11 protein-coding genes are annotated in these 14,502 nt (G+C 39.5%); all 11 read left to right on the top strand.

Going from position 1 to position 14,502, the window contains the following annotated elements:
* The first annotated feature begins 58 nt into the window (after positions 1-58).
* The 11 genes from NFR44_RS08090 (at position 59) to lpxC (ending at position 14,502) form a co-directional block, all read left to right on the top strand.
* Positions 59-4,369, top strand: a complete 4,311-nt coding sequence (locus NFR44_RS08090; RefSeq protein WP_251443486.1) for a translocation/assembly module TamB domain-containing protein — start codon at positions 59-61, stop codon at positions 4,367-4,369.
* 19 nt (positions 4,370-4,388) lie between these two features.
* Positions 4,389-5,021, top strand: coding sequence for a sigma-70 family RNA polymerase sigma factor (locus NFR44_RS08085; RefSeq protein WP_251443483.1), 633 nt, complete (start codon positions 4,389-4,391; stop codon positions 5,019-5,021).
* 300 nt (positions 5,022-5,321) lie between these two features.
* Positions 5,322-5,978: a hypothetical protein gene (locus NFR44_RS08080; protein WP_251443480.1), complete on the top strand. Its 657-nt coding sequence runs from the start codon at positions 5,322-5,324 to the stop codon at positions 5,976-5,978.
* Positions 5,979-6,051: 73 nt separating this feature from the next.
* Positions 6,052-8,178 carry a BamA/OMP85 family outer membrane protein gene (locus NFR44_RS08075; protein WP_251443477.1) on the top strand — a complete coding sequence of 709 codons (2,127 nt, stop codon included), beginning with the start codon at positions 6,052-6,054 and terminating at the stop codon, positions 8,176-8,178.
* Between the two features lie 2 nt (positions 8,179-8,180).
* Entirely contained in the window at positions 8,181-9,455 is a 1,275-nt protein-coding gene (locus NFR44_RS08070; RefSeq protein WP_251443474.1) for a hypothetical protein, read from the top strand.
* Between the two features lie 53 nt (positions 9,456-9,508).
* Positions 9,509-10,018: an OmpH/Skp family outer membrane protein gene (locus NFR44_RS08065; protein WP_251443471.1), complete on the top strand. Its 510-nt coding sequence runs from the start codon at positions 9,509-9,511 to the stop codon at positions 10,016-10,018.
* 51 nt (positions 10,019-10,069) lie between these two features.
* Positions 10,070-11,056, top strand: a complete 987-nt coding sequence (locus NFR44_RS08060) for a hypothetical protein (RefSeq protein WP_251443468.1) — start codon at positions 10,070-10,072, stop codon at positions 11,054-11,056.
* Positions 11,057-11,070: 14 nt separating this feature from the next.
* Positions 11,071-11,550: an OmpH/Skp family outer membrane protein gene (locus NFR44_RS08055; protein WP_251443465.1), complete on the top strand. Its 480-nt coding sequence runs from the start codon at positions 11,071-11,073 to the stop codon at positions 11,548-11,550.
* Between the two features lie 39 nt (positions 11,551-11,589).
* A complete protein-coding gene (lpxD, locus tag NFR44_RS08050; protein WP_251443462.1) occupies positions 11,590-12,621 on the top strand; it encodes a UDP-3-O-(3-hydroxymyristoyl)glucosamine N-acyltransferase in 1,032 nt (343 codons plus the stop codon).
* Positions 12,622-12,630: 9 nt separating this feature from the next.
* A complete protein-coding gene (locus NFR44_RS08045) occupies positions 12,631-13,536 on the top strand; it encodes a lysophospholipid acyltransferase family protein (protein WP_251443459.1) in 906 nt (301 codons plus the stop codon).
* Between the two features lie 129 nt (positions 13,537-13,665).
* Positions 13,666-14,502, top strand: coding sequence for a UDP-3-O-acyl-N-acetylglucosamine deacetylase (gene lpxC / locus NFR44_RS08040; protein ID WP_251443456.1), 837 nt, complete (start codon positions 13,666-13,668; stop codon positions 14,500-14,502).

Here is a 14,502-nt window from a genome sequence, read left to right as displayed (position 1 = left end):
AAGCGTTATTGACGTTTACTATATTTAGATTGTATTAGCTATGTGCGAGGAGTTTTAAATGAAAAAGGGACAGCGAAGATGGCTGGCAGCAGCTGTTGCGCTTGCTGTAGTATTTGGTGGCGCACAATTAATGCGGCCAGTCGGCGAGCAAATAGTAGGACCTATCGTACAAGAACAATTAAATACAGCAATTAATGGTACTGCTTCGTATAAAAGCTTTAAAATTGGCTGGGATGGGACAGTTCATATTGATGATTTGCAGATCAAGGATCAGCATGGTGCGTTAGTTGCCGATGTGCCTAATACAGAAGTATCATTAGACATATTAGAAGCCGCTAAATTACCATTTACACAATCGTCAGCGCTGCGACTGATTCATTCAGTTACATTAACGGATCCCACTGTATATGCCGTAGAAACGACTAACAATACTTGGAATATTACGTCCTTGGTAAAACAAAGTGACAGCGATAAGCCTATGGAATTTCGGGGCAATATTATTCTAAATAATGGGCTTGCTAAACTAGCTTGGCTCAATGGTCGTAAGACGGAGGTCGCGGCCATCAATGGGGCTGTTAAATTAGGGGACTATCCGATTATTGATGGAGCTTTGTCTGCTAATGTAGATGCGCAGCCTGTTACGGTAAAGGCGTCGTATAGTAATGATGAGTCAGCAGATTTTTCTTTATTTGTTAAAGCGCCATCCTTAACATTAGATTACTTGAATGATTTAATTCCAGCTGATGTGAGTGCGCAAGTTTTGGCGGGGACTGTTGAAAATGTAGCATTGACAATAAAACGTGAAGCGGGTGCTTTAACTTATGAAGGCGGCGTTGACATTAAGAATATGGCCGTTGATTATAGCAATCCTGATTTAGGGCCAATGCCATATGAACTCCGCCAAGGGGCAGGCCATGTTAATTTTAATGGCACGATGATTACTGTTACGGATGGTCGGGTAGCTATTAATGGGCAACAATTTTTTGCTCATGGTAATGTAGACGTGGCTGATTCGGATTCGCCAACGCTTAATTTGACCTTACGGGGACAAGAAATTCAAGTTGAAACTTTATTAGACAAAGGCATTACAGGTTCTGTGAGTGCAGTGTCCCATGTATATGGTACCTTCACAGATCCTATTGTAAATGCTAATTTGGAAGCTAATAATATTGCCTATGCAGGCTATAATTTACAAAAAGGTATTGCTACGTTAGCTTATAGCAAAGATGTATTAGATATATCTGACATACAATTAGCCTTAAATGGTGGCGAGGCAAGTGGACGTGGGCAATTTAATCTAAAATCGCAAGACTATGAAGTGTCGCTGGAAGGGACAGATATTCCATTAGGGCTTGTGGGTCAAGCTATTGGTGAGCCATTACATGGTGCTGTTCGTGGTAAAGCCTATGTGAAGGGAAATATAGAGTCTGCGGCACCAACGGTGGCTGCTACGTTTGAAGGGAATGGCATTGGCTATGAGTCTATTGTAACTGATACATTATCTGGTCAGATTGATGGTGCTGATGGACAATATCGCATTAATTACTTAAATGGTACCATTGGCGAAGGTAGCTTTACCGCTTATGGCACAGCGACTACAGAGAATATAGTACTTAATTTTAATGCTAAAGATGTTCCTTTAAGTATGTTTAGTGATTATGCACAACAGCCTATGGAAGGGACCGGCACGCTTACGGGTACGATAGAAGGTGCTTTTAATAACCCTACGGTAACGGCTAAATTTGCCTCTGAAGGCGGTCGTGTAGCAGGTGTTCGTTTTGATAATGCATATGCTGATTTGTCCATGCAAAATAAGTTAGTTACTATTACGAATGGTTTTGTGCAAGATGGTCATGGCTATTATAATCTAGTTGGGACAGCTGATTTAGGGGCTTCTCAGGCTTTAGATTTAGAGGCTAGTGCATACTCTGTGCGTATTGAAAATGTAGCGCAAAGCATTGTACCAGAATTGCCAGTTACGGGTTGGCTTAATGTGCGTACTGAAATTAAGGGGACATTGGCTAATCCACAAGCTCGTGGCTTTGTCCATGCTTGGGATGGGTCAGTGCAAGGAAAGCTATTTAGTGATGTCCGATTTGCGTTCCGTTATGGTGATAACTCATTTGGTATTCGTGATTTAATAGCACAAGCGTATGGGGCGACTATTCGAGGCCATGGTCGCTATAAAGATGGGCAGCTTAATTTTAACTTTTTAGGCGATACAATTTATTTACGACCTTGGCTTAAAGATTATGCAGATGTGGAAGGCTATATTACGGTAGAAGGAACTGTTACTGGTACGCTTGATAAGCCTGTGGTACAAGGTACCTTAGGTTCTAGTGAAATCGGTATTAATGGTATGACCTTACGCAATGTTGCTGGTGGCATTTATGCAGATCCTACGGTAGTTCATTTAGATAAAGTTTCCTTTGAAGAAGGAGAACAAGGCAAATTCCTCATTGATGGAGGGATGTCCTTAGATGATAATCATCGTCTATTTGGCTATGCGACTATGACAAATGGTGAGCTAGCTAATTTCTTGCGGGTTGCTAATATTAATGCACCAGATACAAGTGGTTTCATTAATGGTCGTGTTGATGTAGGTGGTACGCTAAAGAATCCAGATATAACACTTACAGGGACTATTGATGATATTGTAGTAGGTGGCAATCCTTGGGGCACGGCTAATTTAGAAGTAACTCTACAAGATAAAAAAGTAACAATTAGAAAAGGTCAGTTGCCTATTGGTAGCGGTATGTTAGCTGCCGTAGGGACGGCCGATTTAGATGGAGATAGTGATATTCAAATTGCGGCTAATAATGTGGCTATTGAAGCGCTTATGCCGTTGATGAAAGAACCGATTCCTGCGTCTGGCAATATCCATTTTATTGCTAATATAACTGGTAAGACCTTAAATCCTCATGTGGAATTATCTTCGGAAATAACAGGTGCTAGTTATAATGGGGTAGGCCTTGATCGTGTATATGCTATGGCGACTATGGAAGATAAAGTCATTCACTTACAACAATTAGTAGGTCAACGAGGTGAGTATAAAGCGAAACTTCGTGGTACTGTGCCATTAGCTGCGTTCTATACATCAGGTTATTTACCGCCAGGGGATACATCGGCTATGGATGTGACCTTAGATGTGAATGAAGCTGATTTAGCTGTATTGCCACTTATGTTCCCGACTATTACAAAAGGCGAAGGGCCACTAAAAGGGGCCCTCCATATTACTGGTAATTATGATCAACCATTGGTTAACGGTACCATTAGTGTGGAAAATGGGTTAATTCATTTTGATGGAGTGAAAAAAGATTTAGCGGACGTGTCTGCGCAGTTAATTTTCAAAAATCAGAAAGCTGAATTAATTGGCGGCGCTACTATGGGTAAAGGGAATGCAGGTTTATCTGGTGAAGTAAGTTGGCAAGGGACTAGCTTAACCAATTATGCTGGTGTTGTGCAGTTGAATAATTTAGAAGTAGAACATGAATATTTTTCAGGGCCATTAAATGGTGAAGTGGGGATTATGCTCAAAGACGGCTTGCCAACGGTAGTCGGACATCTTGATTTAGAAAAAGATAGAATTACGGTTCCTTTATCCTTTACAACTACTGAAGGGGGCGACCCAATCGGTTTAGATTTTACGATTAATGTGGGCAAAAAAGTTCGTTTATATAGTAGTGGTCTTTATGACTTTGTTCTTGGTGGTGGTGCTCATATTGGTGGCACTACAGAGTTCCCTCATGTAGAAGGCTCCTTCCATGTAAAAGAAGGTACTTTGAAGTATTTGAACAATACCTTTAAGATTACGGAAGGTAAAGCTGACTTTATGCAAGGCTCATTCTTACCATGGTTACATGTAAAGGCAGAATCGCGAGTTCGTTCATATCGTGTATATATGGAAGTGAATGGCTCTGTAGAGCAAATGGATTTAAAATTAACCTCAGATCCTCATTTAGAGCATCGTCAAATCGTATCTTTACTTACTTTTGGTTATAGCTCTGGCAATGATAGTAGCGTATCCTCTGATGATGCCAATGCGTTATTAGCGGCTGGGGTGCGTTCAGCTTTAATGGGCTATGTAGAAGGTGCTTTAAAAGATACTTTTGGCCTTGATCATATTAATATCACAACTGGTTCGTTAGATCCGAATGAACCGGTAAATGATGATACAAATGGTTACTATAATATTGAAATTGGTAAGTATTTATTGCCTAATTTAATGGTAACTATAAGTAAAGGGATTAATAATGATTTGACGTCCTATGGTGTTCAATACGATATTAATAATAACTTTAGTATTAATGGTTGGATGAACAGCAATGATCACTCGTATATTGGTGGTCAATGGCGTTATGAGTTTTAATTAAGAAAGGAGGGTCGTTATGCTATCGTCATATTTAGCTGAATTAGAAAAAATTAAATTATTAGCCCCAGAAGAAGAACGAGCTTTATGGCAAGCGTATCGCAATGGGGATGATGAAACGGCACGAACGGCCCTCATTGAACATTACCAGCCCTTGGTATTCCGCGAAGCTATGGCACATCGTCAAGTAGTGGATGATGTGATGGACTGTGTGCAAGAAGGTACGGTAGGCTTAATTGAAGCGGTGGAACGTTTTGATTATACGAAAGGTGTTGCTTTCTCATTGTATGCGGTTCACCGTGTACGGGGGCGTATCCTTGATTACTTACGAAAAGAGGGCAAGGGTGGCACTGTATTAAGTGTTGCTAATGAAGATGACGAATATTGGTGGGAACAATTACCTGATGAAGGGCCTTCCATAGAAATGGCTGTGGAATCAAAAGCCTTTCAACAGGTGGTAGTGGAGGCTTTAGAGCGTTTACCTGGCAATGAGCGCCATGTAATGGAACAGGTGTATTTAGCTGATCGTTCCATTGCTTCGGTAGCCGGTGAATTATCTACTAGTAATAGCTATATTCATCGTTTACATCGTCAAGGCATAAAACGTTTGCGTGGTATGTTAAGTCGCACTCGCAAGATATGGAATGATTAACCTTATTTTGTAATAGCTAAAGAGTTTGTTTTTGAATGAAAATAAATGTAAAAATAAATATAGAAATTAAGATGAACTGCTCGGTTAAGTTAAAACTTTCAGGGCAGTTTATTTTATTTTTAGATTAAAAAAGGCTGAAAAGTTAAACTTTTTAAAAAATTATTATAAACTAGTCGTGAAGTTGCAAGGAATTCTTAATAAAATATCGTATCTGTGCTATAATAAAACAGATTAATGTGATATAAGTAGTTCACAAAATCATCCTTTCTTACGAGTATGTAAGTATGAAAGGAGGCCGTTATGAATAAGACAAGTGACAACATGGAGAAGCGCATTCGCTCAGTTAAGACTTGGCTTGATAAAGCTGAACAAGCGTATGCTGATGATTCGACTACTAAAGGACAGCTACAATTAATGCTAGCTAAGGCGGAATTGCAACATTTAGACGAAAAACATACGCCGACCTTGTGGCAACGAATTGGGTATTGGCCAGTTGTAATTGGTATTATAATAGTATTAAGTGGTACCTATTATGTATGGCAGCAGTCAGCAGTGCCAAAGACGCCTGCTACGAATTCAGTAGAGTTGTTGCAAGAGTCAGAGCAAAAATCTAATGGTACTACGGGTACAACTACCTTATCAGCACCGGAGACCACTGTTGGTAAAACTACTAATTCAGAAGCTATGAATGCTCCTAGTAGGACAACTGAGACGTCTAAAGGTGAGGCCAGTACTGACTCAAAGATTATTGTTGAAACTAATGCAACTACAGATAGTCAGAATCAGGAAGCTAATGCAACTTCAGGAACTGTTGGCAATACTTATGAAGATTCAACATCAACGGCCACGAATACAACACAAACAAACGAAACAGTTACAACACCAGTAATTAGTACAACTCAGATTCAAGAGGCTGTACGTGAAGGGGGACGAAGTCTGAGAGGACAAGAACAATAGGGATATATTCATTTATATGTAATAACAATATGTTTAAAATAAGAAGGCATTATTTTTTAGGAGGATGTAGTAAATGATGAATAAGAGAGCCTATAAGAACATGTTGGCTGTAGCTGTAGTCGCAGCATTAAGTGGCACTACGGTTTGGGCAGCAGATGAAACAACTGCCACAAACACACAGAATACAACAACAGTAGCTAGTACAGTAGCAGCTAGCGATGCAGCAGCACAAGATGCCATTAGCGCGGCTCGTGGTGGTATTGAAGAGGCACAGGAGTCCGATGCAAAAGAAGCAAAGCGTCAGGAACTAGACAACTCCTCTTTGGCCACACAAGATAAAGGTGTATTAACGGTCGCTAAAGGGGAAGGGGCCAAATTAGAAGAACAGCAAGCTGCCGGTGTACAAACTGAAATTACTACACCAGATGCTCGTTATTTTTCGAGTGTAACTGATGAAGACTTACAACCATATGTTGGTAAAGTTATGACTGGTTTCTCTGTAGATGGGTTGCCAGCAGAAGTACAAGATGAATATGTAGCTTTATTAAAAAATCATATTGGTGATACTTTAACTGTTGAGGCTATTAAAGCTGATATTGCGGCACTTGGTGCAAGTGGTTATTTATCTGAAATCAACCCTGTTATTACTGTTGTGCCAGAAGGTGTTAAAGTCGCTTATAAAGTTACCGTGAATCCGATTGTAAAAACTGTACAATTTGAAGGTAATACTGTATACAGCAATGAAATGCTAGTTAATTACTTGAATGTACAGCCTAATACAGTGCTTAATACAGTGCAAGTGGGCGAACGTATTCAAGGGATTAATGCGGCGTATAATCGTGACGGCTATATTTTAGCGCGTGTTAATGATTTAGCTGTAGATGAAAATGGTGTTCTTCATATTTCCATTACAGAAGGTATTGTTGAAGATATCATACCTCATGGTAATAAAAAGACTAAAGATTATGTAATTCTTCGTGAATTTAACCAAAAGAAAGGTCAACCTTTCAATAAATTCTTAGTTCGTCGTTCTGTTGAAAAAGTATATAACTTAGGTTATTTTGACGATGTTAACGTTCGTTTGTTAGAAGGTTCTACACCAGATAAAGTAGTTCTTGAAATTGACGTTTTAGAACATAAAACTGGGACGATTACTTTAGGTGCTGGTTATTCTGATTCCGATGGCTTCGTAGGTATCGTTGAAGTTGGGGAAGACAACTTACGTGGTACTGGTGATAAAATTAAAGTTCACTGGGAATTCGGTGGTACAGCTGGTTATAGAAACTATTCTGTATCCTACTTGCGTCCTTGGATTGATGATAAAGGGACATCTCTTGGCTTAACTATTTTTGACCGTGAAGATACTTATACAGACTACAACTCTGACGGGGAAGATATTTCTGAATATGTAAAAACGCAAAAGGGGATTAGTATTTCCTTAGGTCGTCAGACTGGCGAATATACACGAGATTACTTGACTCTTGAAACTCGTAAAGATGGCTGGAAATTTGACGAAGATGAAAACAGTGGCTATAACTATGCCGCTGGTCCTGGGACAGGAACGCCAGAGGAACGAGCAAGATTTTCTGGTTATTCTTGGAACAATGAAGAACATGACTTTGCAGGTGAAAAGTATATTAAGAACAACTTCGGTCGTACTAATAGTATTACTTGGCAGAAAGTATATGATTCCCGCGATAACATCTATGATCCAAAACGTGGTCAACGTTTATCTGGTACCGTTCAATGGGCGGGTCATGGTTTAGGCGGTGACTTCGATTACTATAAATTCACTGGCGAATATCGTAGTTACAAACAGATTGGTAAAGATCAAGTAATTGCATTCCGTGGCCGTATTGGTTGGGCTCAAGGGGATGTACCTTATAGCGCACTTTATACATTAGGTGGTGCTGATACACTTCGTGGTTTTGAAGATGATCAGTTCCGCGGTAAGAAAATGTACAATGCTACTTTAGAATACCGTGTACCACTCTTTAAGAAAGTAACGGGCGTACTCTTTACTGATATGGGTGATGCTTGGGATGCACCACACGTAACTTGGTATGATGATGATAAATCCTTCAACATTTCAGTAGGTGCTGGTGTTCGTATTACTACACCTATCGGACCAATTCGTCTTGATTATGGTGTAAGTAAAGACGATAAAAAATTCCACTTCAGCTTTGGTGGACAATTCTAATTATGAAGCGTTGGGGCTTACGGGTGGGAGCGGCCATATATATGGCCGCTACTGCTACATCTGTTGCTTATGCAGAGCCGATTGAGGCTGTGACAGTGAGTTTAGAAGGAGCCAGGCAACCACTGCCCGCCGTATTGGCAAAACGCATGACCGCTGCGGTGCAGACGGCAGCTGATAAATTATATATTGGTGTTGACACAGAGACTGTACGAGCTGGTGAAGCTACATACCATAAAGTGACAAGTGATATTATTGATCGCATTCTGTATGGGTATACGGTAGAGTCTTTGGAGATTACGCCAGGTATAACGAGTCAATTAGAGGTTCGTTTACGACCTTATGGACAGACAATTCAAACCGTAGAGGTGTCAGTTGAATATGGTAATTTAACACCTTTAGCTCAGCAATTAGTAGCTCAAGATGTGGCATTTGTAAAGCCACGGATTGAACAAATTTTGCTAGGGGCACCGTTAGATTCCTTAGATTGGGCTAGTGCTGTTACCAGTCAATTGGTTCGTAATGAATTAGAAGGGGCCTTACCAGAATTTATTCCACAAGTAGAAATTACACCTGGCACTGATACAAAAGTGCGGGTGTATTTAATTCCACAAGGCGCTATGGTGCGGCATAGTAGCACGGAGATTTCTTCTAATACATTGCCGTCTAGTTTGTTTTTTGCTACCAAGAGTTATTATGACTCCTATTTAGTGAGTTTTGAAGGTGTTCCCGTAGCTTTTATTGCTCGCCATGAAAGTGATATTTTAAAGGATATTCAACAAGGCTTAAATACTAGTCGGGCTAGTGAACGCTTTGGTATATCTATGACACCACAATTGCAATTAGGCACTGATTTATTGCTTAAGATACAGGTGGATTCGTCACGCTATATTGTGCGCGGTGAAGCGTATTTGGACATGGGATCGGAAGCGGAGCATAATGTAGGTTTTAAGCTTTTTACCGGGGTAAAACAGGGGCGGGGCGATTGGTATTTAGAAACCAATTTCTTCCCTGATACGTATAAGTGGTCGTTTTATCCATCCTATGCGTATCATATTACGCCAGATACAACGATTGCTTATCAGTACAATCTATCTGATAAATATAGCCGTGTATGGCTTAGTCAGACTATCGGCGAACGTTGGCATGTGAGAGCGCAAAGGGATTTTGAAATTCACCGCAATGAATTTGGTTTAGGCTATGATTTGAATAATTACTTGACCTTAGAATATGTGGTGACAGAAGATAATAAATGGTTACGTTTAATCGGTTATATTTAAGAATATAGGTTATAATGTAATTAGATGTTAGAAAGAAAGAAGGTATATTGCCTATGATGCGGTTAATTAATAACCAAAAAAATAAGAAATTTGTATCTTTGTTTGTTGCTGTTATTTTCTTGCTAGGTATTGGGGCTATCGCGTATACACAGATGGCAACTCCAAGCATGGCAGCAGATACTAACAGTAATATTGGTGTGATTGATACGACTAAAGTATTGAGTGCTACTTCCCCAGCGGTTGTGGCAGCTAACAAAGAGTTAGATGAATACAAGAAACAGCTTAGCGATGAATTTAATAATCAAACCGCTAATATGGATGACAATCAAAAAGCTGAATTAGCGGCTCAGTACCAAGGCAAAGTACAAGATAAGATGATGGAAATCCAGAAGAAAATTCAGGACCAAGTAGGTGAAGCATCTAAAGCAGTTGCTGATGCGAAAGGTTTATCCATTGTAATGGATAAACGTACTGTTTTATATGGTGGCGTAGATATTACAGATCAAGTACAGAAAAAATTAAACAGTGGTGCTGAAACAACGGATGCAAATACTCAGAAATAATATATGGATTAAGGATGAGCAAAGTCTGATAGGTAGAAAGGAGGCGTTACAATGAAGCTAACCTATCGTTGGATTTTGGTAGCTGTCGTTGTGATTGTCGCCTTATTACTGGGGCTTTTTATTCACAGTCGCTTAGATTCATCAAAATCTACAGGAGTCGCTACTTTGCCTAAAGTGGGACTTGTAAAAATGGAGAAAGTAATTTCATTTAATCCTGCTTATGAAGACTATACAAAAGCTAAAAAAGAATTAGAAGATTTGCAAGCTAAGTATAAAAGTGAGCAACAAACCTTAACGTTGAAATCTCAAGAACAGTCCTTAGCATTACAATCTTTAGGTTCTGATAAAGAAATTACCGACCTGTTAAATACAGAATTGATGAGTAAAGTAAAAGCGAAAGAACAAGAATTAAATATTGCGTATCAAAAGCAACGTATTGCACTCATTGCTAAATATCGCAGTGAATTAAAAACTGACATGACAGAAGCTGATTTACGAATTGTTAATTTGCAATTAGAATTAAGTAGTAATACGCAGCCTTTAGCTTTTACAGACGAACAAAAGGCAAGACTTGAGGCTGAACGAGCGGCTAAAGAGGAAGAATTAAAAGCTCTTTTAGCACAGCGTAGTCAGTCTATTGAAAGCAATGATATACAAGTATTAGAGCAAAAAGTTGATGGCGAGTTGTCGTCTTTGCGTGCAGCGGGACAAAAAGAGCTAGATGAGTATGCTGCTAATTTACAAAAAGAATTATTAACTCGTCGCGATGAGATGATGAAAGCGAAAGCAGATTCTATTTTAGCTACCAATAATTTGCCAAATCCTGTAGATTGGAACTCCGCTTGGGATGGTCGTTTGAAGGCTAAACAAAGTGAAGTGGATGCATTGCATGATGCCATATTAGAAGATGTACGCATGCGAGCTATGGTGGTAGCAAAAGAACGAAATTTAGATTTAATCGTAATTAATGAAGTTTCAAATGTAAATGCTGTAGATGTAACTGATGCTATTATTGCATCGTATAGCGCAGCACAATAAAGGAGTTTTCAGGAATGAATAAAAATGTAAAACGTGTATTGGCTGGATTGACTATGATGGTATCCGTTGGTTTAGTAGCTGGTTGTGGCACGACTGAACAAGTGGGCTATGTAGATATGCAAAAAATTATGACAGAAAGCCAAAAAGGCCAAGATACGCGTTCTAAATTAGAAGCTAAATTCAATGAAATTAATATACGCTTAGCGCAGGAACAAAGTGCAGGGCAAGATGCTAATGCTATGATGCAGAGCAAACAAAAAGCAGAACAGGAAATGCAAGTATATCAACAAGCTATGATTAATGAGTTCCGCAATGCTGTTGATACTAATGTACAAGCCATTGCTAAAGAAAAAAGTATTACTGCTGTTGTTGAAAAAAATGCACTCGTTAGTGGTGGCGTTGATTTGACAGAAGAAGTATTGACTAAAATGGGCAAGGTTGAAAATAAAGACCAAGCAGCTGCTAATGGCGAACAGCAGGCAGAGAATAAATAAGTTAACCATTTATTAATGGATTGAGAGGAGACTTTCACAGTGACGTATACAGTTGAGGAACTAGCTAACAGTGTACAGGGTAAAGTAATAGGTGATGGAACAGTTGAGATTGCTGAAACTAGGAGTCTTGACCAAGCAGCGCCACAGGCAATTTCCTTTGCCGTGGGCGAATATTGTGAATTTGTTGGACAAAGTAAAGCAGGTGCTGTCATAGTAGAGGCACCCCTAGCAGATGTGAGTATTCCTCAAATTGTAGTGCCCAATGCGAAAGTCGCTTTTGCACAAATCTTACAGAAATTCCATCCGCCAGTTGTATTTCCTACAGGCATTCATGAGACAGCTATTATTGGTAATAATGTAACCTTTGGTAAGAATGTTACAGTAGGCCCATATTGTGTTATTTATGATAATGCGGTTATTGGTGACAATGTAGTATTACATCCGTATGTGTATATTGGCCATAATGCAAAAATCGGTGAAGATACAGTTATTTATAGTGGTGCTATTGTCCATGAAAATTGTATTTTAGGGAAACGTGTTGTTTTACGGGCTAAAGCTGTTATCGGTGGCGAAGGTTTTGGTTTTGCTACTGAAAATGGTGTACATACTCACATTCCTCAAGTGGGCAATGTAATTTTGGAAGATGATGTAGAAATTGGTTCTTGTTCCTGTGTAGATAATGCTACCATGAGTTCTACCTTAGTTCGTCGTGGTACGAAGATTGATAATCTTGTACATTTAGGCCACAATGTTGAAATTGGGGAAGACTGTTTCCTCATTGCTCAGGTTGGTATTGCAGGTAGTACTAAATGCGGTAATCATGTAATTTTTGCAGGGCAAACTGGTTGTACTGGTCATATTACGATTGGTGATAATGTTACCTTTGCAGGCAAGACTGGGATTATTGGCAATGTGCCATCGAATGGTACCTATGCAGGTTTCCCACAACGGCCTCATAAGGAATGGCTTAAGTTATCGGCCTATGAGAATCGTTTACCTGAAATGGCTAAGACAATTAAACAATTAGAAAAAGAGTTAGCTGCTTTAAAAGAGCAATTAGCAGCAAAGTAGGGAGCGTCTATGTATAGATTTATGAAACTGTTTAGCGCCGTAATCTGTGCGTTACCTCATAGCTTACAGTATGCCATTGGGCATCTGCTGGGGGAATTGTGTTGGCTTTGTTTGCCACCGAAGCGCCGTAAATTGGCCATTGGACAGATTTTGTTTTGCAATATAACAGATGATCCAGCCGAAGCTAGGCGCATTGCGAAGAAAAGCACGACTCGCTTTGGTCGTATGATTATCGATGTATTGCGCTATCCAGAAATTAAAGATGGTAAATATAAAGAGATGTTTGAGTGGGTTGACCGAGAATATCTTGATGATGCTCAGGAAGGTGGCAAAGGAGCTGTTTTAATGGCGATTCACAGTAGTAACTGGGAATTACTAGGCGGCATCTTAGCGTCTGAAGGGTATCCGCTTATTTCTGTGGCTATGAAGCAAAATGGTGATGCAGATAAGTTTATTAATGAATATAGAGCTATTATGCATCAACATGTTACCTATAAAACGGGTGTTCGTGAAATGGTTAAAGAACTTCATGGCGGGGCTATGATTGGTTTAATCATGGACCAAGACCCGGGTGATAAAGGTCAATTAGTACCATTTTTTGGCTATGAAACATTAACACCTGTAGGACCAGCTGTTATGGGACGTATGCGAGATGTACCTATTATTCCTGTCACAATTCGTTATGATGAGTATAAAGGAAAATATATTGTGACTGCCTATAAACCATTTTATGCAGAGCATACAGAGGATAAAAGACGTGACACCGCTGTTACATTGACTCAACTCAATGAATGGATTGAAGATTATATTCGTCGTTATCCAGAAGATTGGTTCTGGATTCATAATCGTTGGAAGTGGACTCGTCGCTATTATGGCGGCAAGATTGAAGTGCCACCAGATCCAATGAAAGACTAGGCAATAGCTTGCCTTGTTTTTAGAGAATAGTATATAATGAATAACAGTGTCATTTAAGACTATAGACATCAGAAGTGATGTATGTGTATTGCAAGAGTTGAATCGTCAATAGAGGAAAGGAGGAGGCGTATGGTATTAAAGCAAAAGACGCTTGTTAAGGAGATTACCTATGAAGGAACAGGACTCCATAGTGGCTTGCCGGTGACCATGACGTTGCGTCCCGCAGAGGCTAATACAGGCATCATCTTTGTACGTACTGATTTACCAGGACATCCTTCAGTAAAAGCAAGCCCTGAAAATGTGACTAACACTAATCGTGCGACTACATTGGAAGCTGGCGAAGCTAAAGTATTTACTGTAGAACATTTATTAGCTGCCTTTTATGGTTTAGGTATTGATAACTGCTATGTAGAATTAAATTCACCAGAACCACCTGTTGGTGATGGGAGTGCCGCTGTATTCGTTGATTTGATGAAAAAAGCAGGCATTAAAGAATTAGATACTAAACGAGCTATGTATGCGGTGAAACAATCTCATGCCATTTATGATGGCGACCGCTATATTTTGATTGTTCCTTATGATGGATTGCGCGTAACCTTTACGTCTATTAATAATCATCCTTTGTTAGGAACACAGCAGGTGGATATTCATTTAGATTCCGAAGCTGTTTTTGAAAAGGAAATTTCACCAGCTCGCACAATTGGCTTTATGAATGAGCTCGAGCAGTTACAGGCTATGGGGCTAGCTAAAGGTGGTAACACGGATAATGTGTTAGTCTATGATGATACCTCTTGTTTGTCCGTACCGCGTTATGATGATGAATTAGTTCGTCATAAAATACTTGATATTTTAGGGGACTTGTTTCTCCTCGGCCCTATTAAAGGGCATATTATTGGGTTAAAATCGAGTCATGAATTAAATTCTCGTTTAGCCCGTCAAATTTTGCAAGAAATGAAGGAGGATTAA

The sequence above is a fragment of the Veillonella intestinalis genome (assembly GCF_943193155.1).
Classification (GTDB): Bacteria; Bacillota; Negativicutes; order Veillonellales; family Veillonellaceae; genus Veillonella_A; species Veillonella_A intestinalis.
Note: the sequence above shows the minus strand (reverse complement) of the source record. Positions and strands in the feature narration are given on the sequence as shown.